Source organism: Peribacillus sp. GL_122 (assembly GCF_057835005.1).
On sequence record NZ_CM174415.1, the window covers coordinates 1721059 to 1743670 of the forward strand.

Annotated in this window: 19 protein-coding genes; all 19 read left to right on the forward strand. The window is 41.7% G+C overall.

The window, feature by feature from the left end:
• The first annotated feature begins 3 nt into the window (after positions 1–3).
• The 19 genes from rseP (at position 4) to AC3ISB_RS08520 (ending at position 22469) form a co-directional block, all read left to right on the forward strand.
• Positions 4–1272: an RIP metalloprotease RseP gene (gene rseP, locus AC3ISB_RS08430; RefSeq protein WP_489276016.1), complete on the forward strand. Its 1269-nt coding sequence runs from the start codon at positions 4–6 to the stop codon at positions 1270–1272.
• Positions 1273–1539: 267 nt separating this feature from the next.
• Positions 1540–3240 carry a proline--tRNA ligase gene (locus AC3ISB_RS08435; protein ID WP_098370992.1) on the forward strand — a complete coding sequence of 567 codons (1701 nt, stop codon included), beginning with the start codon at positions 1540–1542 and terminating at the stop codon, positions 3238–3240.
• 158 nt (positions 3241–3398) lie between these two features.
• Positions 3399–7721, forward strand: coding sequence for a PolC-type DNA polymerase III (locus AC3ISB_RS08440; RefSeq protein WP_480339104.1), 4323 nt, complete (start codon positions 3399–3401; stop codon positions 7719–7721).
• 193 nt (positions 7722–7914) lie between these two features.
• Positions 7915–8388 carry a ribosome maturation factor RimP gene (gene rimP / locus AC3ISB_RS08445; protein WP_063231836.1) on the forward strand — a complete coding sequence of 158 codons (474 nt, stop codon included), beginning with the start codon at positions 7915–7917 and terminating at the stop codon, positions 8386–8388.
• 43 nt (positions 8389–8431) lie between these two features.
• Positions 8432–9562, forward strand: coding sequence for a transcription termination factor NusA (gene nusA / locus AC3ISB_RS08450; protein WP_063231835.1), 1131 nt, complete (start codon positions 8432–8434; stop codon positions 9560–9562).
• Between the two features lie 16 nt (positions 9563–9578).
• Positions 9579–9854 carry an RNase P modulator RnpM gene (gene rnpM, locus AC3ISB_RS08455; RefSeq protein ID WP_061462443.1) on the forward strand — a complete coding sequence of 92 codons (276 nt, stop codon included), beginning with the start codon at positions 9579–9581 and terminating at the stop codon, positions 9852–9854.
• A 4-nt stretch (positions 9855–9858) separates the two neighbouring features.
• On the forward strand, positions 9859–10164 hold the full coding sequence (locus tag AC3ISB_RS08460) for a YlxQ family RNA-binding protein (RefSeq protein ID WP_061144653.1): 306 nt from the start codon (positions 9859–9861) through the stop codon (positions 10162–10164).
• A 19-nt stretch (positions 10165–10183) separates the two neighbouring features.
• Positions 10184–12340: a translation initiation factor IF-2 gene (infB, locus tag AC3ISB_RS08465; protein ID WP_148356916.1), complete on the forward strand. Its 2157-nt coding sequence runs from the start codon at positions 10184–10186 to the stop codon at positions 12338–12340.
• Entirely contained in the window at positions 12337–12618 is a 282-nt protein-coding gene (locus tag AC3ISB_RS08470; RefSeq protein WP_057913375.1) for a DUF503 domain-containing protein, read from the forward strand. The genes infB and AC3ISB_RS08470 overlap by 4 nt, the downstream gene beginning before the upstream one ends.
• A 17-nt stretch (positions 12619–12635) precedes the next feature.
• Positions 12636–13004 carry a 30S ribosome-binding factor RbfA gene (gene rbfA, locus AC3ISB_RS08475; protein ID WP_034313607.1) on the forward strand — a complete coding sequence of 123 codons (369 nt, stop codon included), beginning with the start codon at positions 12636–12638 and terminating at the stop codon, positions 13002–13004.
• A 168-nt stretch (positions 13005–13172) separates the two neighbouring features.
• The gene (gene truB, locus AC3ISB_RS08480) at positions 13173–14093 is read left to right on the forward strand and encodes a tRNA pseudouridine(55) synthase TruB (protein ID WP_480339103.1); all 921 of its coding nucleotides are present in this window, start codon (positions 13173–13175) and stop codon (positions 14091–14093) included.
• 33 nt (positions 14094–14126) lie between these two features.
• Positions 14127–15077 carry a bifunctional riboflavin kinase/FAD synthetase gene (ribF, locus tag AC3ISB_RS08485; protein WP_480339102.1) on the forward strand — a complete coding sequence of 317 codons (951 nt, stop codon included), beginning with the start codon at positions 14127–14129 and terminating at the stop codon, positions 15075–15077.
• Positions 15078–15212: 135 nt separating this feature from the next.
• Positions 15213–15482 carry a 30S ribosomal protein S15 gene (gene rpsO / locus AC3ISB_RS08490; RefSeq protein ID WP_053345367.1) on the forward strand — a complete coding sequence of 90 codons (270 nt, stop codon included), beginning with the start codon at positions 15213–15215 and terminating at the stop codon, positions 15480–15482.
• 319 nt (positions 15483–15801) lie between these two features.
• Positions 15802–17919 (forward strand): polyribonucleotide nucleotidyltransferase, encoded by a 2118-nt coding sequence (gene pnp, locus AC3ISB_RS08495; protein WP_144527118.1) that lies wholly within the window; start codon positions 15802–15804, stop codon positions 17917–17919.
• Positions 17920–18076: 157 nt separating this feature from the next.
• Entirely contained in the window at positions 18077–19036 is a 960-nt protein-coding gene (locus AC3ISB_RS08500) for a polysaccharide deacetylase family protein (RefSeq protein WP_076366451.1), read from the forward strand.
• A gap of 46 nt (positions 19037–19082) precedes the next feature.
• Entirely contained in the window at positions 19083–20309 is a 1227-nt protein-coding gene (locus AC3ISB_RS08505; RefSeq protein WP_098370985.1) for a M16 family metallopeptidase, read from the forward strand.
• 162 nt (positions 20310–20471) lie between these two features.
• Entirely contained in the window at positions 20472–20741 is a 270-nt protein-coding gene (locus AC3ISB_RS08510; RefSeq protein ID WP_076366447.1) for a YlmC/YmxH family sporulation protein, read from the forward strand.
• A 226-nt stretch (positions 20742–20967) separates the two neighbouring features.
• Positions 20968–21870, forward strand: coding sequence for a dipicolinic acid synthetase subunit A (gene dpaA, locus AC3ISB_RS08515; protein WP_098370984.1), 903 nt, complete (start codon positions 20968–20970; stop codon positions 21868–21870).
• Positions 21867–22469: a dipicolinate synthase subunit B gene (locus AC3ISB_RS08520; RefSeq protein WP_098370983.1), complete on the forward strand. Its 603-nt coding sequence runs from the start codon at positions 21867–21869 to the stop codon at positions 22467–22469. The genes dpaA and AC3ISB_RS08520 overlap by 4 nt, the downstream gene beginning before the upstream one ends.
• Positions 22470–22612 lie beyond the last annotated feature (143 nt).

The window sequence follows — 22612 nt, forward strand, 5'->3', positions numbered from 1 at the left end:
AACATGCAGACTTTAGAAACGATTATAGCGTTCATCATCATTTTTGGAGCTCTAGTATTTTTCCATGAGCTTGGGCACTTAGTGTTTGCAAAGCGAGCAGGAATTTTATGCCGTGAGTTCGCAATCGGTTTCGGGCCAAAAGTATTCACATATAAAAAGAAGGAAACCGTATATACCATTCGATTGCTCCCTCTTGGCGGGTACGTGCGTATGGCTGGTGAAGACGCAGAAAATATTGAATTGAAGCCCGGCTATCGGGTGGGATTAATGTTTGATAATGAAGAGAATGTTACAAAAATCATTTTGAACAATAAAGATAAATATCCTGATATTCGTCTTGTGGAAGTTGAAGTGATCGACCTTGATCATAAACTGATCCTTACTGGTTATGAGGAGGGCGAGGAAGATATACTAAAAACGTTTGCCATTCATAAAGAAGCGGTGATCGTTGAAAATGGTGTAGAGAACCAGATTGCTCCTTTTGACCGGCAATTTGCCTCAAAGTCGCTTGGACATCGTTTCCTGACGATTGTAGCTGGACCGGCAATGAATTTCGTTTTGGCTTTTGTCATTTTTGTGTTGATTGGCCTGTTTCAAGGAGTCGTGGTGGATGAAGCGAAACTTGGTGAGTTGACTCCAGATGGTTCGGCAGTAAATGCCGGCTTAAAATCGGGGGATGTCATTCAATCCATAGAAGGGACGGAAGTCTCCACTTGGGGAGATGTTCAGGAAAGCATTCAAAAGAATCCTGGGCAAGAGATCGAGTTCGTCGTTGACAGGGACGGGAAAACATTAGAAGTTCCGGTTGTTCCACAAGAAGTGGAGAGGGAAGGGAAGAAAATCGGCATTATCGGTGTTTACCCTCCGGTTGAAAAAGCACCGATTAAAGCTATACAATATGGTTTTACAGAAACGTATTTTTGGACAAAACAAATCTTCATCATCCTTGGTGACCTCGTAACGGGTGGATTTACGATCGACAGTTTATCTGGTCCTGTAGGAATATATAAATCAACTGAGGAAGTAGCGAAACAAGGTTTATTCACGTTAATGAAATGGGCAGGGCTGCTCAGCATTAACCTGGGAATCATGAACCTGCTTCCGCTGCCGGCATTGGATGGGGGAAGGCTGTTATTCTTTGTGGTCGAATTCTTAAGAGGGAAACCAATTGACCGTCAAAAAGAAGGAATGGTTCACTTCATCGGCTTTGCGTTGCTGATGTTATTGATGATTGTCGTTACATGGAATGACATCCAGCGGTTCTTCCTGTAAGACATGTTTGGACAGTGCAAAAAAGGCCAGCAGATTTATCTGTTGGCCGTTTTGTTATCTGAAGGGATTTCCTAGTTTTTTAACCGTTTTGGGGAAATTGTTTGTTTTCTAGGGAAATCGTAAGTATAATCGAGAATGAGTATATTAAATTAGCTTTTCTGAATAACGCGGAAAGTCTTTTTTGTATGAAATGACCGTATTCAAGTTACGGTATGAATTTTACCGTAGCCGAAATTAATTTAAAGGAAATATTGAAGAGGTGCAGATATGAAACAAAGTATGACGTTGATCCCTACATTGAGGGAAGTGCCTGCAGATGCTGAAATCAAAAGTCATCAGCTGCTATTACGTGCAGGATTTATGAGACAAAACTCCAGCGGGGTTTATAGTTTTATGCCGCTTGGAAAGAAGGTGCTTCAAAAGGTTGAGGCTATCGTTCGGGAAGAGATGGAAAATGCTGGAGCAGTAGAACTATTGATGCCGGCTTTACAACAAGCCGAATTCTGGCAGGAATCTGGACGCTGGTATACTTATGGTCCAGAGTTGATGCGGCTTAAGGATCGCAACAACCGTGAATTTGCGCTTGGTGCCACACATGAAGAAGTGATAACCAGCTTAGTTCGTGATGAGGTGAAATCATATAAGCGTCTTCCATTAACGGTTTACCAGATCCAAACCAAATTCCGTGATGAAAAAAGACCGCGTTTCGGATTGTTGCGTGGACGTGAGTTCATCATGAAGGATGCTTATTCTTTCCATGCTAATCAAGAAAGCCTGGATGCTGTTTATAAAAATTTATATGCGGCATATTCGAATATATTCAGCCGTTGTGGGTTGAACTTCCGTGCCGTCATTGCCGATTCGGGGGCAATGGGTGGTAAGGATACACATGAATTCATGGTCCTGTCTGAAATAGGGGAGGATACCATCGCTTATTCGGATAGTTCCGATTATGCAGCTAATATTGAAATGGCACCTGTGAGCGTAAAATATGAAAAAAGCTCCGAAGAACAAATTGCACTTGAAAAAATCCATACACCAGGTCAAAAAACGATTGAAGAAGTTGCTTCATTCTTGAATACTAGTGCAGAGAAACTAATTAAATCGTTATTGTTTAAAGTGGATGAAAAGTATGTGCTTGTTTTGGTACGAGGAGATCATGAAGTCAATGATATCAAGCTGAAGAATTTCTATAACGCTTCAATCGTTGAATTGGTCGATCCAAATGAGACGAAAGAAGTCTTAGGATGTACAATTGGATCTCTTGGACCAATCAATGTCACTTCTGAAGTTGAAGTGATTGCGGATGTTGCCGTCGAGGCCATGGTTAATGGAATTTGTGGTGCAAATGAGGAAGACCACCATTATGTGAACGTAAATCCCGCTCGTGATTTTAACGTGGCCAATTATATAGATCTTCGTTTCATCCAAGAGGGTGACCCATCACCGGACGGAAACGGAATAATTAAATTTGCTAAAGGGATTGAGGTAGGCCACGTATTCAAACTGGGAACTAAATATTCCGAAGCTATGAATGCGACATTCCTGGATGAGAATGGACGGACGCAGCCTATGATCATGGGCTGTTATGGCATTGGTGTTTCCCGTACACTTGCCGCTGTTGCTGAACAATTCAACGATGAAAAAGGATTGGTCTGGCCAACGAATTTGGCGCCATACCAAGTCCATTTGATTCCAATCAATATGAAGGATGAGGCTCAGGCTGCCCTTGCAGAAGATTTATATAATGATCTAAAGGCACAAGGCATGGAAGTTCTTATGGATGATCGTCAAGAACGTGCTGGCGTAAAATTCGCAGACTCTGACTTGATCGGTCTTCCTGTCAGGGTGACTGTTGGTAAAAAGGCATCCGACGGAATCGTCGAAGTGAAAATTCGTAAAACGGGTGAGGTTCTTGAAATTGAAAGATCTGAACTGACTCAAAAGCTTCACGAAATAATGGCATAATTTAAAATAGCGGAATTAGGCATCATTCACTTGGATGATGCCTTTCCTTTTCATGGATTTGGATACTAGTGAAACATTCATGATATGTTATAATAGCCTCTGGTATCAAAAGAAAATGATAGTGAAAAATAAGAGATAGTAGATAGGGGAGAGAGGGAATGGATCAAAATCCAAATAGCGGTAGAGAGAGATTTCAACTCTTGCTCCAGCAAATGGACTTGACTGAGGATGCCTTTGTGAATTATTTCATAGGTGCCGAAATTGATAAGCTCTCAATCGAGAGGGAGTCCAAAACATGGCATTTTGCTTTTAATATACCTGCATTAATTCCTTGCAGTGTTCATACAAGACTTGCTACTCATCTAGCAAGTACGTTTTCCCATATTGCGAAGGTCACATTCAACTTGAACGTAGCTAATCCGCAAGTGACGGAACAATTGGTAAAAGAGTATTGGAAAAACTGCATCGGCGAGCTTGAAGGCATGTCTCCGGCACTGTTATCACTTCTAAATGAACAAGTGCCAACGGTGAATGGATATAAGGTTATCGTTAGCGCCCGAAATGATACGGAGGCTGGTCAGTTGAAACGAAAATACTCCGGCATCATTTCGAATATCTACCAAACATTCGGTTTTCCTCCGTTGACACTTGAAGCGGAAGTGAAGGAAACGGTTTCGAATCCTGATTACCAGAAGTTTTTAGAAGAGAAACAAAAGGAAGACGCAGAAAAGGGACTTGCTGCCCTAGTGGAAATGCAGAAAAAAGAATCGGAAAAAGGCGGCGACGATGCCGTCTACGACGGACCGGTTAAAATTGGCTATACGATTAAAGAAGATGCGGATTTCCGCAGAATTGAACAAATTATTGATGAAGAGCGCAGGATTGCTATAGAAGGCTTCGTATTTGATGCAGAAGTGCGTGAGTTACGCAGCGGACGAAGCCTGTTGACTTTTAAAGTCACTGATTATACGAGCTCGATATTGGTCAAAATGTTTTCGCGTGATAAAGAAGATGCTGCCATACTTGCCCGAGTGAAAAAAGGGATGTGGGTACGTGCCCAAGGCAGCATCCAAAATGATACATTCGTACGTGACCTTGTAATGATCGCAAATGATATAAATGAAATTTCTAAACAAGGACGGCAGGATAAGGCTCCAGAAGGGGAAAAGCGTGTCGAACTGCATATGCATACCCCAATGAGCCAGATGGATGCAGTGACACCTACTTCTGCGCTTGTTGCCCAGGCTGCAAAGTGGGGACATAAGGCTGTGGCCATTACAGATCATGCGGGAGCACAATCATTCCCTGAAGCTTATAGTGCCGGGAAAAAGAATGGTATCAAAATCCTTTATGGCGTAGAAGTGAATCTTGTAAATGATGGTGTACCCATTGTTTATAATGAGGCGCATATCGCTTTGGCAGATGCCACCTATGTTGTGTTTGACGTAGAGACGACAGGCCTGTCAGCTGTTTATGATACGATCATTGAATTTGCTGCAGTGAAAATTCGTGGCGGTGACATCATTGATCGATTCGAGTCATTTGCGAATCCGCATCACCCACTATCCAATACGACGATAGAATTGACTGGAATAACTGATGATCTTGTTGAAAATGCTCCAGAAGTCTCGGAAGTACTAGAAAAGTTCAAGGACTGGGCGGGCGATGCGATTCTGGTTGCCCACAACGCAGCCTTCGATATGGGCTTTTTGAATATAGGTTATAAAAACATGGGTTATCCTAAAGCTTCCAATCCAGTTCTTGATACATTGGAACTTGCCCGTTTCTTATATCCGGAGTTTAAAAATCACCGGTTAAATACATTATGTAAAAAGTTCGATATTGATTTGACCCAGCATCATAGGGCCATTTATGACGCCGAAGCTACAGGTTACCTTATGCTGAAGATGCTGAAGGATGCAATGGAAAAGGAGATTACCCATCATGATCAACTTAATGACAATATGGGTAAAGGAAATGCTTATCAGCGTTCCCGTCCTTCCCATTGTACGTTGATCGCGCAAACACAGGCTGGCTTAAAAAACCTTTTCAAATTAATTTCAATCACACACATCGATTATTTCTATCGTGTGCCCCGATTACCGCGCTCACAACTTAAAAAGTATCGTGAAGGAATCTTGGTCGGATCGGGATGCGATAAAGGGGAAGTTTTTGAAGGGATGATGCAGAAGGGTTTTGAGGAAGTCGTCGATATTGCCGAATTTTACGATTATCTTGAAATCCATCCGAAGGAAGTGTATCAGCATTTGATTGAGCTTGAATATGTACGAGATGATAAATCGTTAGAAACGATCATCTCCAATATCGTCAAGCTTGGTGAAAAATTGGATAAGCCAGTCGTAGCCACGGGAAATGTGCATTATTTGGATCCAAATGATAAAATTTACCGTAAAATCCTTGTGAATTCGCAAGGTGGCGCAAATCCGCTGAATCGTCATAAGCTTCCTGACGTGCATTTTCGGACAACAGATGAAATGCTACGGGAATTCTCCTTCCTTGGTTCTGAGAAAGCCAAAGAGGTCGTGGTAACTAACACGAATAAAATCGCTGATATGATTGAAGAAATCAAGCCAATTAAGGATGAGTTATACACGCCTAAAATTGAAGGTGCAGAAGAAGAGATGCGTGAAATGAGTTATGGCATGGCAAGAAAGATTTATGGAGAGAACCTGCCGGAAATCGTGGAAGCCCGTCTTGAGAAAGAATTGAAAAGCATCATTGGCCACGGTTTTGCCGTTATTTATTTAATTTCACACAAACTTGTTAAAAAATCATTGAATGATGGTTATCTAGTTGGCTCAAGGGGATCGGTTGGGTCATCTTTCGTTGCCACCATGACTGAAATTACAGAGGTGAATCCGCTTCCGCCGCATTATGTATGTCCGGAGTGCAAGAAATCCGAATTCTTCAATGACGGTTCTGTAGGTTCCGGGTTTGACCTGCCCGATAAAGACTGTCCCGATTGTGGCATTGCTTATACAAAAGACGGGCATGATATCCCGTTTGAAACATTCCTTGGATTTAAAGGGGATAAGGTTCCCGATATCGACTTGAACTTCTCAGGTGAATATCAGCCGAAGGCCCATAACTATACGAAGGTCTTATTCGGTGAAGAGTATGTATATCGTGCCGGAACGATTGGTACGGTCGCGGAAAAAACGGCTTATGGATATGTAAAAGGGTATTCCTCTGATAATAACATCCATATGCGTGGAGCCGAGACTGATCGCCTTGTTGCCGGTTGTACTGGTGTGAAACGGACGACAGGACAGCATCCGGGTGGAATCATCGTTGTTCCGGATTATATGGATATCTATGATTTCACACCTATTCAGTTCCCTGCGGATGACAGGAATTCTGAGTGGAAAACAACTCACTTTGATTTCCATTCCATTCACGATAATATTTTGAAACTTGATATACTTGGACACGATGATCCGACTGTAATCCGGATGCTTCAAGATTTAAGTGGCATCGATCCAAAGACCGTTCCTACCGATGATCCAGAAGTAATGAAAATATTCAGCAGTACTGAATCTTTAGGAGTTACCGAAGAACAGATCATGTGTAAAACGGGTACGCTTGGCATCCCGGAATTTGGTACTCGTTTTGTCCGTCAGATGCTTGAAGATACGAAACCTACGACATTTTCCGAGCTTGTTCAGATCTCAGGGCTTTCCCACGGTACGGATGTATGGCTGAGCAATGCACAGGAACTGATCCACAACCGGATATGTACACTAAGTGAGGTTATAGGTTGCCGGGATGATATTATGGTCTATCTGATTTATCAAGGTCTCGATCCTTCCCTAGCGTTTAAAATTATGGAATCTGTACGTAAAGGGAAAGGGCTCTCGGAGGAATTCGAAGAGGAAATGAGGAAAAATGAGGTACCGGAATGGTATATCGATTCATGTAAGAAGATTAAATACATGTTCCCGAAAGCCCATGCTGCAGCTTACGTCTTGATGGCTGTCCGGATTGCCTATTTTAAAGTGCATCTGCCTTTATTATATTATGCTGCCTATTTCACAGTACGTGCCGATGATTTTGAAATCGACGCGATGACTCGGGGATCGCAAGCAATCAAATCAAAAATGGAAGAAATTACGGTAAAGGGATTGGATGCATCCACAAAGGAAAAGAATACATTGACGGTTCTTGAACTAGCTTTGGAAATGTGTGAACGCGGATTTTCATTCGCTAAAGTGGACTTGTACAAATCCAGTGCAGATCAATTCTTAATTGAAGGGAACACTTTGATACCGCCTTTCAATTCGATACCTGGTCTCGGAACGAATGCGGCGATCAATATCGTCAATGCGCGGAAAAATGGTGAATTCCTCTCAAAAGAAGATCTTCAACAACGGGGGAAGGTTTCGAAGACCATCCTTGAATATCTTGATAAACAAGGCTGTCTGGAGTCATTGCCTGAACAAAATCAGTTATCTTTATTTTAAAGAGGAAACTGATTTCAAAAAGGAAGAAACAGACAAGGTATTTGCATAAAAATCTTGATTATGGTATATTTTTATTGGAAATACTAAGAGGAACCAATGGCAAGAGTGGGGAAACCCACTCTTTCGTGTTGTATTGACCATTTAATTTTGAATCCGAAACCAAGCGCATACAACGCACGTATGGAGGAAACAAATGAGTAAAAAGGTAACGGAAGTCGTAGAGGAATTAGCATTACCAATTCTTGAAGAATTGCAGCTTGAATTAGTCGAAGTGGAGTATGTGAAGGAAGGTAAAAGCTGGTTCCTTCGAGTGTACATTGATAAAGAAACAGGCGTAGATATTGATGATTGCGGAAATGTGAGTGAAAAACTCAGTGAAAAGCTTGATGAGGTTGATCCGATTCCACAAAATTATTTTCTCGAAGTTTCATCACCCGGAGCTGAAAGGCCTCTGAAAAAAGAGAAGGATTTCCTTAATGCTATCGGTAAAAATGTTTACATAAAAACATACGAGCCCATTTTAGATGAAAAAGAATTCGAAGGAATCTTAACCAGTTTCGATGGTGAAGAAGTGACACTCGAAGTCAGAATCAAGACAAGAAAGAAAACGATCGTCATACCATTCGAAAAGGTAGCCAAAGCAAGATTGGCGATTACCTTCTCATAAGTCAAGCAAATCATTAATTTAAATATCCGTAAGGGGGATCACCATGGGCAATGAGTTATTGGATGCTCTCTATATTTTAGAACACGAAAAAGGAATTTCCAGGGAGGTTTTGATCGACGCGATTGAATCTGCCCTTATATCGGCATATCGCCGTAACTTTAACCAAGCACAAAATGTACGTATCGACTTGAATCTTGGTAAAGGAACTATGCGTGTATTTGCCAGAAAAGACGTTGTTGACGAAGTGTTCGATTCGCGTCTGGAAATTTCTGTTGAAGAAGCAAGAGCAATTGATCCCAACTATCAGTTAGAGGATATTGTCGAAATGGAAGTAACACCTAAGGATTTCGGCCGTATTGCTGCACAAACAGCAAAACAAGTCGTTACTCAAAGGGTGCGTGAAGCGGAACGAGGCATCATTTATGCCGAATTCATCGATCGTGAAGAGGATATCATGACTGGCATCGTTCAACGCCAGGATTCCCGATTCATTTATGTCAGCCTAGGTAAAATCGAAGCTTTGCTCCCGGTGAATGAGCAAATGCCGAATGAACAGTATAAACCTCATGATCGCATTAAAGTTTTCATCACTAAAGTTGAAAAGACTTCCAAGGGCCCGCAAATTTTTGTATCCCGTTCACATCCTGGCCTTTTAAAACGTTTATTCGAAATCGAAGTGCCTGAAATTTTTGATGGAACAGTAGAAATTAAGTCAGTTGCCCGCGAAGCAGGCGACCGTTCAAAAATCTCCGTGCATTCCGATAACGAAGAAGTCGATCCTGTCGGTTCCTGTGTAGGACAAAAAGGTCAGCGCGTTCAAGCCATCGTCAACGAATTGAAAGGTGAAAAGATCGATATCGTTAAATGGTCGGAGAATCCGGTCATTTTCGTTGCGAATGCTTTAAGCCCTTCAAAAGTACTTGAAGTTATTGTTAAAGAAGAGGAAAAGGCGACGACTGTAATCGTTCCGGATTATCAACTTTCCCTGGCAATTGGTAAGCGTGGACAAAATGCCCGTTTAGCTGCCAAGCTTACAGGCTGGAAAATTGATATCAAGAGTGAAACGGAAGCCCGCGAAGCTGGTATTTATCCTGTGGAAGAACAGGAATTCCTTTTGAGCAGAGATAGTTATGTTACTGAAGAGGAAACAGATTTCGAAGAGGATAACGAGTAATTCGAGGTGAAAAAAGATGAATAGCCGAAAAAAAATCCCGATGCGTAAATGTGTGGCTACAGGCGAAATGAAGCCGAAGAAAGAACTCATTCGCATCGTTCGATCTAAAGAAGGGGAAGTCAGCCTTGATCCGACCGGAAAGAAATCGGGAAGGGGAGCTTATTTGACTCTTGATCGGGATGTTATCGAGCTGGCCAAAAAGAAAAATGTGCTGGCTAATCACCTTAGTACCCAAATCGATTCTTCCCTTTATGAACAATTGCTTGAATTAGTGAATAAGGAGAAAAACTAACATCATGACCCAACAACAACAATGGATGTCTCTATTAGGTTTGGCCAATCGAGCACGCAAGCTAATTTCGGGTGAAGAATTAGTGGTTAAAGAGATTAGAAGCGGTAATGCCAAAGTTGTTATTTTATCCGCGGACGCTTCAAAAAACACTGAAAAAAAAATATCTGATAAGTGCGCATTTTATCAGGTTCCTTTAAAAAGAGTCGAAAGCAGGTCAATGCTCGGCCATGCGATAGGTAAGGATGCTAGAGTTGCCGTCGCAGTTCTGGATGAAGGTTTTGCACAAAAACTCCGAACGCTGCTCGATTAAATTTTACGGGGGTGAACGTATGACAAAATTGCGTGTATATGAATATGCAAAACAGAAGAACGTTTCAAGCAAGGATGTAATAAATAAACTTAAAGAAATGAATATAGAGGTAACAAACCATATGACAGCATTAGACGATTCAACTGTAAATAAATTAAACGATTCAATCAAACCTAAAAACGAAGATAAAAGCCCAGCTGCTGAACCAAAAGCTAACGCTACGGTCGCAAAGTACGAAGCTGAAGCGGATGAAAAGAGCACAGTCAATAAAGAAAAACTGAAGAAGAAACCACCAGTTAAACCTGTAGGGACGAAAAAACCAACAGGTCAGTTCAACAAGGGTCGCAATAACAAGAATAAAAATAATAAACAAAGACAACAAGCGCCTCAGGCACCTGTTACAAAACGTAAAGAAAGAGAACTTCCAGAGAAAATTACGTTTTATGAGTCTTTGACGGTTATGGAACTTGGAAAAAAACTTCACCGTGAACCTTCTGAAATCATTAAAAAGCTCTTTATGCTTGGTGTTATGGCTACAATCAACCAAACTTTGGATAAAGATGCAATAGAATTGATTTGTGCGGAATACGGTGTAGTCGCCGAAGAAGAGATTCGTGTCGACCTAACAGACCTTGAATCACTTGTCACTGAGGACGCTTCTGAAGATTTGATTGAACGTCCGGCTGTCGTGACGATCATGGGGCACGTTGACCATGGTAAAACGACATTGCTTGATTCTATACGCCATACAAAAGTTACTGAAGGCGAAGCGGGCGGAATCACTCAGCATATCGGTGCTTATCAAGTTAAAGTTAACGATAAGAAAATAACATTCCTGGATACACCAGGCCATGCTGCGTTTACAACAATGCGTGCCCGCGGTGCACAAGTTACCGATATCACCATTCTTGTCGTTGCTGCGGATGATGGCGTTATGCCTCAAACGATTGAAGCGATCAACCATGCTAAAGCGGCAGAAGTTCCAATTATCGTTGCTGTCAATAAGATGGATAAAGAAGCTGCCAATCCGGACCGTGTCATGCAAGAATTGACAGAACATGGTTTAGTTTCTGAAGCATGGGGCGGAGACACAATTTTCGTACCAATTTCAGCTAAAAACGGTGAGGGTATCGATAGCTTGCTTGAAATGATTCTTCTTGTCAGTGAAGTGGAGGAGTATAAAGCGAATCCAACTCGTAAAGCAAATGGAACGGTTATCGAAGCGCGTTTGGATAAAGGGCGCGGATCGGTTGCCACTTTGCTTGTTCAAAACGGAACGTTGAAAATCGGTGATCCGATTGTTATCGGTAATACATTCGGACGTGTTCGTGCTATGGTTAACGATCTTGGACGCCGTGTTAAGGATGCAGGTCCTTCAACGCCGGTTGAAATCACTGGATTGAACGAAGTGCCACAGGCCGGCGATCGTTTCATCGTCTTTGAAGATGAGAAAACGGCCCGTCAAGTTGGGGAAGTGCGTGCACAGAGACAACTTGCTTCACAACGTAATGAAAAATCCCGTGTAACCCTAGATACATTGTTCGAGCAAATGAAAGAAGGGGAAATTAAAGAATTAAACATCATTTTAAAAGCTGATGTTCAAGGTTCTGCGGAAGCAGTAGCCGCTTCCCTGAATAAAATAGAAGTAGAAGGCGCTAAAGTGAAAATCATACACATTGGCGTCGGTGCCATTACAGAGTCTGACATCATCCTTGCTACAGCTTCGAATGCAATCGTCATCGGATTTAACGTCCGTCCTGACGTGAATGCGAAGCGTGCAGCTGAATCAGAAAATGTTGATGTCCGCCTTCACCGCATCATCTATAAAGCAATCGAAGAGATCGAGTCGGCTATGAAAGGGATGCTTGACCCTGAATTCGAAGAAAAAATTATCGGTCAGGCTGAAGTTCGTACGACTTTCAAAGTATCCAAGGTAGGTACGATTGCCGGTTCTTACGTTACAGAAGGAAAAATTACACGTGATAGCGGAATTCGCTTAATTCGTGAAGGTGTCGTCATTTACGAAGGTGAAATTGATGCATTGAAACGTTTTAAAGATGATGTAAAAGAAGTAGCAACGAACTATGAGTGCGGTATTACGATTAAAAATTACAACGACCTTAAAGAAGGCGATGTAATTGAAGCGTATGTAATGGAAGAGATCGAACGTAAATGATCGTTGGCTCTGTCCAATGTGAATGCATCATCCATGACACCCATTCTTTGAAAGAAAAAAGGGCCGTGCTTCAGCGTGTCATGACACGGCTTAAGCAGAAGTTCAATATTTCTGTAGCAGAGACCGATTTTCAGGATTTATGGCAGCGGACAAAGATTACTATCGTAACCGTAACATCATCAAGGAAGGCTACTGAACGGGAACTTCAAAATGCCCTTAAATTTCTAGATTCTTTTCCGGAACTAGAGCGAACAATAACAGATATAGACTGGCTTTAGGCTATCGAGGTGATATTATGAGCCTTCGTTCAAATCGTGTTGGCGAACAAATGAAAAAAGAGCTGAGTGAAATTATCGGCCGAAAAATTAAAGATCCAAGAATCGGATTTGTTACAGTGACGGATGTCGCGGTTACAGGCGATTTACAACAGGCAACAGTTTATATTTCCGTTTTGGGTGACCAGGAACAAAGGGAGAAAACCCTTCAAGGTCTAGCTAAGGCGAAAGGATTCATGCGTTCAGAAATTGGGCAGAGAATCCGCCTGCGCAAAACCCCTGAGCTGTTTTTTGAATTTGATGAATCGGTCGATTATGGTAATCGTATCGAGTCGTTGATTTCCCAAATCAATTCAGAGGATAAACCGGCTGAAAAAGACGAGGAATAAGCAAGCAGTAAAAGGAGGCCGACTCAATAAGTGCTTTGCACTTCTTGAAGTCGGTCTCTTTTTTTTGAAAACTGAATATGTAAAAAAGGAAAAACACCTTTCGGAATTGGAATTCATTTTGCTTTATGATAGTAGTTTAGGGTGTTTTATAAATGATGAGGTGAAAGCGTGAACGGTATTCTTCCATTATGGAAACCCAAGGGATTGACATCCCATGATTGTGTTTTTAAATTAAGAAAGATTTTAAAGACAAAAAAGGTTGGGCACACAGGTACTTTAGATCCTGATGTAACAGGGGTTTTGCCTATTTGTATCGGCAGGGCAACTAAGATAGCCGAATATTTGACAGAAGCCGGTAAAGCGTATGAAGGGGAAGTGACCCTTGGTTTTTCAACGACAACTGAAGACGCAAGCGGTGAAAAAGTGGAAGAGAAAAAGATTGATCAAGTGATTCAGCGTAAACGGATTCTTGAAGTGCTGGAATCATTGACTGGAAAAATTGAACAGACGCCGCCGATGTTTTCAGCGGTAAAAGTAAACGGGAAGAAGTTATATGAATATGCCCGTGCAGGGATAGAAGTGGAGAGGCCTACAAGGGAGGTCACCATCTATGAAATAACCCTTCTCGATGATCGTTCTGAATTTAAAGGGGAAACCATTTCTTTTCGTTTTCGCGTCAAATGCAGCAAGGGAACGTATATTCGAACGCTTGCAGTCATGATGGGTGAAGAACTGGGTTTTCCTGCCCATATGTCAGACTTGACACGTATTGAATCAGCAGGTTTTAAGCAGGAGGACTGTTTCACATTTGCTGAAGTGGAAGAGTTCATGGAAAGTGGACAAACGGATGAATTTCTGTTGCCTTTGGAGCGGGGATTATTTCATTTGCCCAAATTTCAGATTAGTGATAAAGTAGCAAAGAAAGTACTTAACGGTGCGGTATTGGAACAAACAAAGGATGTTGTTGTTGAAAAAGGGAAGCCTTTTGTGATGGTCGATCCAGCTGATAAGGCCATTGCCATTTATCAAATACATCCGACAAAAGTGGGATTAATTAAACCTGTAAAAGTATTGGCACAAGAATTATAGACCGTTTTACCGCCGGAAAGAGGAGATTGAAAGGTGAAAGTGATCGCAATAGAGCATCCTCATCAATTTAATTCGGATGATTTTCCCGAGCTTGTAATGGCGCTTGGATTTTTTGATGGTATACATAAAGGTCATCAGATTGTTATTCAAACCGCCAAGAAAAAAGCCGATGAAATGAATCTTAAGTCAGCAGTCATGACATTTGACCCGCATCCTTCTGCAGTACTGGGTAGGAAAACGGAAAATATCCGCTATATCACTCCACTTGAAGATAAGGTGGATATCATAGAGTCGATGGAGATCGATTATTTATTCATTGTCCATTTCAGCAAGGAATTTGCTTCCGTACTGCCGGAACGATTCGTTGACGAATACATTGCCGGGCTGAATGTCCGTCACGTAGTTGCAGGCTTTGATTATTCATACGGTCGCTATGGTCAAGGATCGATGAAAGATTTGCCTGTTTACGCACAGGGCAGATTTTCGCAGACAGTCGTTGCAAAACAGACACTTGAAGATGAAAAGGTAAGCTCGACGAGAATCAGGGAAACTCTCGGTAATGGTAACTTTTCCGACTTTTATCATTTGGCTGGCCGACGCTATTTAACGAAAGGTCATGTCATTCACGGTGAAAAACGGGGCAGAAAGTTGGGATTCCCCACCGCTAATATTGAAGTAAGTGACGATTATATCTTCCCCGCTGCAGGCGTATATGCCGTCAGGATCAAAATAAGCGGTAAATGGTATAATGGGGTTTGCAATGTCGGTTACAAACCTACGTTCCACGAAGAAAAACCCAAATATCCCACTGTAGAGGTTCATGCCTTGGAGTTCTCGGGAGATATATATGGCAGCCAGGTTTCGGTTGAATGGCATACAAGACTTCGGAGTGAGCAGAAATTTTCCGGACTTGAAGCATTAGTCGCTCAGATCGAAATAGATAAGCAAAATGCAATCGCCTATTTTGCAAAGCTTGAAGCATAAAAGACAAGACTTGCAATTTTAATGAAAAACATGTATTCTATTGTATGTATGAAAATAACCATTGCTTGGCTAGTCGAGACTCCGACGCTGGCTCGGTAATAGGTGATTTTACAGAATTTTAGGAGGAATAATAACATGGCAATTACACAAGTACGCAAAAACGAACTAATCGCTGAGTTCAGAACTCACGATACTGACACTGGATCTCCAGAAGTTCAAATCGCAGTATTAACAGAAGAAATCAACAACTTGAACGGTCACTTACGCACACACAAAAAAGACCACCATTCACGTCGCGGTCTTCTAAAAATGGTAGGTAAACGTCGTAATCTTTTAACTTACCTACGTAACAAAGACGTTACTCGTTACCGTACACTAATTAACAAATTAGGTCTACGTAGATAATTTTTTCAGGAAGGCGGGAAATTTCCCGCTTTTTTGATGTTAATCAAATGATTTGGACGTGTTCTACTTAAGGCTGGGCCTTCGTCCTTGGGACTCGGCAGGAGCCGGGTCCTTTTCCATTTATAAATGATCAGGATATACATAATCAAATGAATGAAATTTTTATTCATTTTACTGTTAATGCTTGTTTTTTTCGTGCATAATAGGAATAGTTTGGTTTTAACTCGAGTTCAGTTACTTTCACATATAAATGATTTAATCCAATACAGGTTTAGGTAAACTAAGCCTCTAAGTGAAGATTCAGAGAGGGGTTTAATAAATGGGACAGGAAAAACATACGTATTCATTTGACTGGGCCGGCCGTAATGTAACGGTAGAGATAGGGCAATTAGCCAAACAAGCGAACGGGGCAGTTTTAGTCCGTTATGGAGAAACTGCTGTATTAAGTACTGCGACAGCTTCAAAGGAACCTAGAAATGTCGACTTCTTCCCTTTGACAGTGAACTATGAAGAAAGACTTTATGCAGTCGGTAAAATTCCGGGAGGCTTCATCAAACGTGAAGGACGACCAAGTGAAAGGGCAATTCTTGCAAGCCGTTTAATCGATCGTCCTATCCGTCCGCTTTTCGCAGATGGCTTCAGGAACGATGTTCAGATCATCAGCATGGTCATGAGTGTCGATCAAGATTGTTCTACGGAAATGGCAGCCATGCTAGGTTCTTCCCTTGCACTTTCAGTTTCCGATATTCCGTTCGAAGGTCCAATTGCTGGAGTTGTAGTGGGGAGAATCAATAATGAATTCATTATTAACCCTACTGTTGACCAACTAGCCAAAAGTGACATCAATCTGACGGTTGCCGGCACTAAAGATGCTATCAACATGGTTGAAGCCGGAGCAAATGAAGTACCAGAGGAAACCATGCTTGAGGCAATCATGTTTGGACATGATGAAATCAAGAAGATCATTGCATTCCAAGAGAAAATCGTTGCTGAAATCGGTAAGGAAAAAATGCAGGTCACTTTATATCAAGTGGATGCTGAACTGGAAGCAGAAGTGAAGGGCCTATGTGAAGCAGACTTGAACAAAGCTGTACAAGTTCAGGAAAAACATGCTCGTGAAGACGCCATCAAAGCAGTAAAAGATCGTGTGTTGGTTCATTATGAAGAAGAAACTGATGAAGAAAAATTAAAGCAAATCAAAGAAATCCTGAATAAATTGGTCAAATCCGAAGTCCGCCGTTTAATCACGGAAGAAAAAGTGCGTCCGGATGGCCGTAATCCTGACGAAATCAGACCATTATCATCAGAAGTTACCATTCTGCCCCGTACTCATGGTTCCGGATTGTTCACACGCGGACAAACCCAAGCGCTATCCATCTGTACATTAGGTGCACTTGGTGATGTGCAGATTCTGGACGGACTTGGTACCGAAGAGTCAAAACGTTTTATGCACCACTATAATTTCCCGCATTTCAGTGTTGGTGAAACTGGCCCTATCCGTGGGGCAGGACGCCGTGAAATCGGTCATGGTGCACTTGGTGAAAGAGCATTGGATCCTGTCATTCCAAACGATAAAGACTTCCCATATACAATCAGACTTGTTTCTGAAGTCCTTGAATCAAACGGTTCAACATCACAAGCAAGTATCTGTGCAAGCACTTTGGCAATGATGGATGCCGGTGTTCCATTGAAAGCTCCAGTTGCTGGTATTGCTATGGGTCTTGTCAAAACAGGTGAGCACTATACAATCTTAACGGATATTCAAGGTATGGAAGATCATCTGGGAGACATGGACTTTAAAGTCGCAGGGACTTCAAAAGGTGTTACTGCCCTACAAATGGATATTAAGATTGAAGGTCTTTCAAGAGAGATTCTTGAAGAAGCTTTACTACAAGCCAAACATGGCCGGATGCATATTTTGGAATCAATGATGTCAACAATCAATCAACCGCGTGAACAGTTATCCAAATATGCTCCAAAAATCGTTACAATGTCCATAAACCCGGATAAGATTCGTGATGTAATTGGACCGAGCGGAAAACATATCAACAAAATCATTGAAGAAACTGGCGTGAAAATCGACATCGAACAGGATGGAACGGTATTCATTTCTTCTACTGATGAACCAATGATTCAAAAAGCGAAGAAAATCATTGAGGATATCGTACGTGAAGTCGTAGTGGGCGAACTATACTTAGGTAAAGTTAAACGTATCGAAAAGTTCGGTGCCTTCGTTGAAATCTTCAATGGTAAAGACGGTTTGGTACATATTTCTGAACTGGCTGAAGAAAGGGTCGGAAAAGTGGAAGATGTCGTTTCACTTGGCGATGAATTATTGGTCAAAGTTACTGAGATCGATAAGCAAGGAAGGGTAAACCTTTCCCGTAAAGCGGTCTTGAAAGAGCAAAAAGAGGCAGCCAACCCTTCTCAATCGTAATTGAAAATGAAAATCCGGCATGCGATTCCTTGTGAATCTGCATGCTTTTTTTGTTTGAAAGTATTGGAATATCAATATTGCGAATGGCGTTATAAGCAGGTCATGTTCTACCTTGTCCGTTTTCTTCATACATTTTGGTATGAAGGGGGCGTAAAAAATGAATAATAAATGGAAGCAGATAGTTGCGATAAGTGCCATTGCAGGTATATCATGGTTATTAGTGCAAAATCCATATACACAAGTTTATTTGACCCAATTAACCAATGATTCAGTTGCTTCAATGAAGCAAGAAGACGAGCTTCTTTTACAAATAAAAGAATCAACAAAAAAATATGAGATTGCACCACAGGATGCACGAATAGATTCTGTTTGGAAAACCGTTCCTGCATATAACGGCCTGAAGGTAAATATTGATGAATCGTATAAAGCCATGAAGAAGGAGGGCGTGTTCGATAAGGATAAGCTGGTATTTCAGCAGGTCCCTGCAAAGATTCATATGGAGGATCTGGATCCGGCTCCGATTTACCGGGCCCACCCCGAAAAGCCAGTTGTTTCATTTTTAATCAATGTGGCATGGGGGAATGAGTACTTACAAGATATGTTGGCCGTGTTAAAAAAGAATAATGTCAAGGCCACTTTTTTCCTTGAAGGGAATTGGACCAAGAAAAATCCTGATTTGGCCAAGATGATTAAGGGTGGCGGGCATGAAATTGGAAATCATTCTTATTCACATCCGGATATGAAAAACATATCCGCACAAGCTACACGTGAGGAAATTCGAAAAACGAATGAAGTCATTGAAGCGGTGACAGGTTTGAAAATGAAATGGTTCGCACCACCAAGTGGAAGCTACCGGGATGAAACGGTGAAAATCGCGGATTCTTTCGGTATGGAGACCGCCATGTGGAGTGTGGATACGATCGACTGGCAAAAGCCAAGCCCTGAAGTCCTTCAACAAAGAGTGCTTTCTAAGATACACCCTGGAGCATTTATATTGATGCATCCGACGGAATCTACTGCAAAATCATTGGAGACGTTAATAATTGAAATAAAAAAGAAAGATTTAGATGTTGTTACCGTTTCGGAAGCAGTAGATGAAGAGCGATCGAATCCATAAAACATTGGTAACGATAGCAGCATAGAATGATTGGGAGGAATGTTAGTTGATTAAGAAATACACGTGTCAAAATGGAGTTAGAATTGTATTGGAAAATATTCCAACTGTACGCTCAGCAGCAATAGGAGTATGGATCAAAACAGGTTCAAGAAATGAAACACCAGAATTGAATGGGGTTTCACATTTCCTGGAGCATATGTTCTTCAAAGGAACAACCACGAGAAATGCGCGTGAAATTGCCGAGTCGTTCGATAGTATTGGCGGACAGGTGAATGCATTCACTTCAAAAGAATATACATGCTACTATGCTAAAGTAATGGATAACCATGCAAGCTATGCGCTGGAAATCCTTGCTGATATGTTCTTCAACTCAACATTTGATGGGGAAGAATTGAAAAAAGAAAAAAATGTCGTCTACGAAGAAATCAAAATGTACGAAGACACACCCGATGACATTGTCCATGACCTCTTAAGCAAGGCGGTATATGAAAACCACCCCCTTGGCTATCCTATACTTGGGACGGAAAATACGCTTGAAACCTTCAATAGTGATACATTAAAAAAATACGTCCATGACATGTATACACCCGATAAAGTAGTAGTGTCCATTGCTGGGAATGTGGATGAAAAATTGATTCAGGAAGTCGAAAACTATTTTGGCTCGTATCAAGGCTCGGAAGACCGTCTTGAATTGGTCAAACCTTCCTTCCATGAAAATAGGATCACCCGTAAAAAAGATACGGAACAAGCCCACTTATGCCTTGGTTACAAGGGGTTGGAAATCGGCAATGATAAAACATACAGCCTGATTACCTTAAATAATATTCTTGGAGGGAGCATGAGTAGCCGCCTATTCCAGGACGTCAGGGAGCAACGCGGCCTTGCCTATTCCGTTTATTCCTATCATTCCAGCTATCAAGATAGCGGTATGGTGACAGTATATGGGGGGACAGGCACAAACCAGCTTGACAGCCTGTATGAAACCATTCAGGAAACATTGGATACTTTAAAAAGGGATGGCATTACGGAAAAAGAATTACGGAATAGTAAAGAACAACTTAAAGGAAGTTTGATGCTCAGCCTTGAAAGCACGAATAGCCGCATGAGCCGGAACGGAAAAAATGAGCTAATGTTGGGTGAGCACCGTTCCCTTGATGATATAATCATCAAGATTGACGAAGTGACAGAGGATACCGTCAATGAATTGGCAAATCAGATCTTTACGAAACATTCCTTGTCATTAGTGAGCCCGCTGGAAAACTGGGACAAATAATAACGACTAAGTCTGAACCTTCCTTTTATTAAAGGGAGGTCAGGCTTTTTTTCTTTGAATGTGGGAGGTCCAGTGTTTTGGACAATATTTGGATAAATGCCTTCTAAGTTTACCTTTTTCGGATATAGATTGAATAGAAGGCGAAAAAAGGGGGAACCAAATTTGAGGTTAAGCGAACTGAGCGGTAAGGAAATAGTCGATGTGAATAGGGCGGAAAGATTAGGAATCCTTGGTCAGACGGATTTGGAAATAGATGAAACTGGACAAATTACCTCGTTGATCATCCCATCTGTTAAATGGTTCGGCCTTTTAAGGAATGGCAGTGAAATAAGAGTGCCATGGGATCACATAAAAAAAATCGGTGCGGATATGGTCATCATTGATTTTCAAGAAGGACTTTCACTAAAAGACGGAGAGCAAATGGACGGATAATGCGCTCGCGCCTACTCCTTGGAATTTCTCGAAATGCAATCCCGAAAACGCCTTAGCTGGCAATAGCTAAGGCGTTTTTTGATTTCTTATCACCGTTTTTTAACTAAAAACATAAGATGGCAGGGTAACTAGAGAATGTAGCAAATACCGAATTGCTTCCTGAAGGGATTGTATCACGGGGCAAGGAATGTTTAGGATCTTTTATATAAAGAAGGTGACGGTTTTAATGCTCACAGGCATGCAAATCGCTGTAATTGGTGGAGATGCGCGTCAGCTTGAAGTTGTCCGTAAACTGACGGAGCTTGATGCAAAGCTATTATTGGTAGGTTTTGAACAGCTTGACCATGCTTTTACCGGAGCGGTTAAGGAAAAAATGGAAGATATAAATTTCAAGGAACTAGACTCAGTTATTTTACCTGTCAGGGGCACGGATTCAGATGGGAAAGTAGAAACGATTTTTTCCAGTGAAGAGGTTGTTTTAACTGAAGAAATGATAAAAAAGACCCCGGCACATTGCACTTTTTATGCAGGAATCAGTAACGATTACCTCGATGAGATATTCAAGAGAGTGGATCGCAAACTCGTACTATTGTTCGAACGTGATGATGTGGCTATTTATAATTCGATTCCCACTGTTGAGGGTGCAATCATGATGGCCATTCAACATACGGATTTTACGATCCATGGATCGAATGTAGCCGTTCTTGGACTGGGAAGGGTCGGTATGAGTGTAGCCCGGTCATTCCATGCACTGGGAGCAAAAGTGAAGGTGGGGGCAAGAAAAAGCGAGGATATTGCGAGGATCAGTGAAATGGCATTAGCTCCTTTTCATTTAAATGATCTTGCTGCTGAAATGAAAAATGTGGATATATGTATCAATACGATTCCTTTTCCGATAATTACCGCACAAGTTATAGCTAAAATGCCCGTTCATACATTAATCATCGACCTTGCTTCAAAACCGGGAGGAACGGATTTTCGTTACGCTGAAAAAAGGGGAATTAAGGCGCTGTTGGCACCAAGCCTGCCGGGTATAGTTGCCCCGAAAACAGCTGGTCAGATATTAGCGAATGCACTGGGACTATTGATACAAGGCGAGTTCACGAAAAGGAAGGGGAAAATGATATGAGTCTCAAAGGTAAACGGATTGGTTTCGGATTAACAGGATCACATTGCACATATGATGAAGTGTTCCCGGAAATAGAAAAACTTGTAGATGAAGGGGCGGAAGTCATTCCAATCGTAACATCGACAGTTCAAAACACGGAAACCCGTTTTGGAAAGGGTGAGGATTGGGTCGAAAGAATAGAAAAATTGACGGGGAATCATGTCGTTGATACAATCGTCAAAGCAGAGCCTTTAGGACCTAAATTGCCACTTGATTGCATGGTGATCGCTCCTTTAACGGGTAACTCAATGAGTAAGATGGCAAATGCTCTTACCGATTCGCCAGTACTTATGGCTGCAAAAGCGACGATGAGAAATCACCGTCCAGTCGTGGTCGCGATATCAACAAATGATGCACTGGGGTTAAATGGTGTCAATCTAATGAGGCTGATGGCTGCAAAAGATATATATTTCGTTCCATATGGCCAGGATAATCCCACAGGCAAACCAAGTTCCATGGTTGCAAGGATGAGCATGATAAGGGATACGATCATAGCTGCATTGGAAAGGGAACAGATTCAACCTGTCATCGTCGAAAGGTTCAAGGATGATTTAGTCTGAGCAAGTATTTCTGCCTCCCTTCCGCATTCTAACGACTGACATATATGCATAAATTTGTAGGTTGAAGTTATGAAAAACCACTCCACTACCAGAATATTTTGTTAAAGTGCGACCCTTTGGAATGTTAATGTGATAAAATAAAT

Bases quoted from the DNA above. Each gene is read 5' to 3' on its own strand.
- rseP (WP_489276016.1), top strand. From the start codon at position 4: ATGCAGACTTTAGAAACGATTATAGCGTTCATCATCATTTTTGGAGCT.
- AC3ISB_RS08435 (WP_098370992.1), top strand. From the start codon at position 1,540: ATGAAACAAAGTATGACGTTGATCCCTACATTGAGGGAAGTGCCTGCA.
- AC3ISB_RS08440 (WP_480339104.1), top strand. From the start codon at position 3,399: ATGGATCAAAATCCAAATAGCGGTAGAGAGAGATTTCAACTCTTGCTC.
- rimP (WP_063231836.1), top strand. From the start codon at position 7,915: ATGAGTAAAAAGGTAACGGAAGTCGTAGAGGAATTAGCATTACCAATT.
- nusA (WP_063231835.1), top strand. From the start codon at position 8,432: ATGGGCAATGAGTTATTGGATGCTCTCTATATTTTAGAACACGAAAAA.
- rnpM (WP_061462443.1), top strand. From the start codon at position 9,579: ATGAATAGCCGAAAAAAAATCCCGATGCGTAAATGTGTGGCTACAGGC.
- AC3ISB_RS08460 (WP_061144653.1), top strand. From the start codon at position 9,859: ATGACCCAACAACAACAATGGATGTCTCTATTAGGTTTGGCCAATCGA.
- infB (WP_148356916.1), top strand. From the start codon at position 10,184: ATGACAAAATTGCGTGTATATGAATATGCAAAACAGAAGAACGTTTCA.
- AC3ISB_RS08470 (WP_057913375.1), top strand. From the start codon at position 12,337: ATGATCGTTGGCTCTGTCCAATGTGAATGCATCATCCATGACACCCAT.
- rbfA (WP_034313607.1), top strand. From the start codon at position 12,636: ATGAGCCTTCGTTCAAATCGTGTTGGCGAACAAATGAAAAAAGAGCTG.
- rpsO (WP_053345367.1), top strand. From the start codon at position 15,213: ATGGCAATTACACAAGTACGCAAAAACGAACTAATCGCTGAGTTCAGA.
- pnp (WP_144527118.1), top strand. From the start codon at position 15,802: ATGGGACAGGAAAAACATACGTATTCATTTGACTGGGCCGGCCGTAAT.
- AC3ISB_RS08500 (WP_076366451.1), top strand. From the start codon at position 18,077: ATGAATAATAAATGGAAGCAGATAGTTGCGATAAGTGCCATTGCAGGT.
- dpaA (WP_098370984.1), top strand. From the start codon at position 20,968: ATGCTCACAGGCATGCAAATCGCTGTAATTGGTGGAGATGCGCGTCAG.
- AC3ISB_RS08520 (WP_098370983.1), top strand. From the start codon at position 21,867: ATGAGTCTCAAAGGTAAACGGATTGGTTTCGGATTAACAGGATCACAT.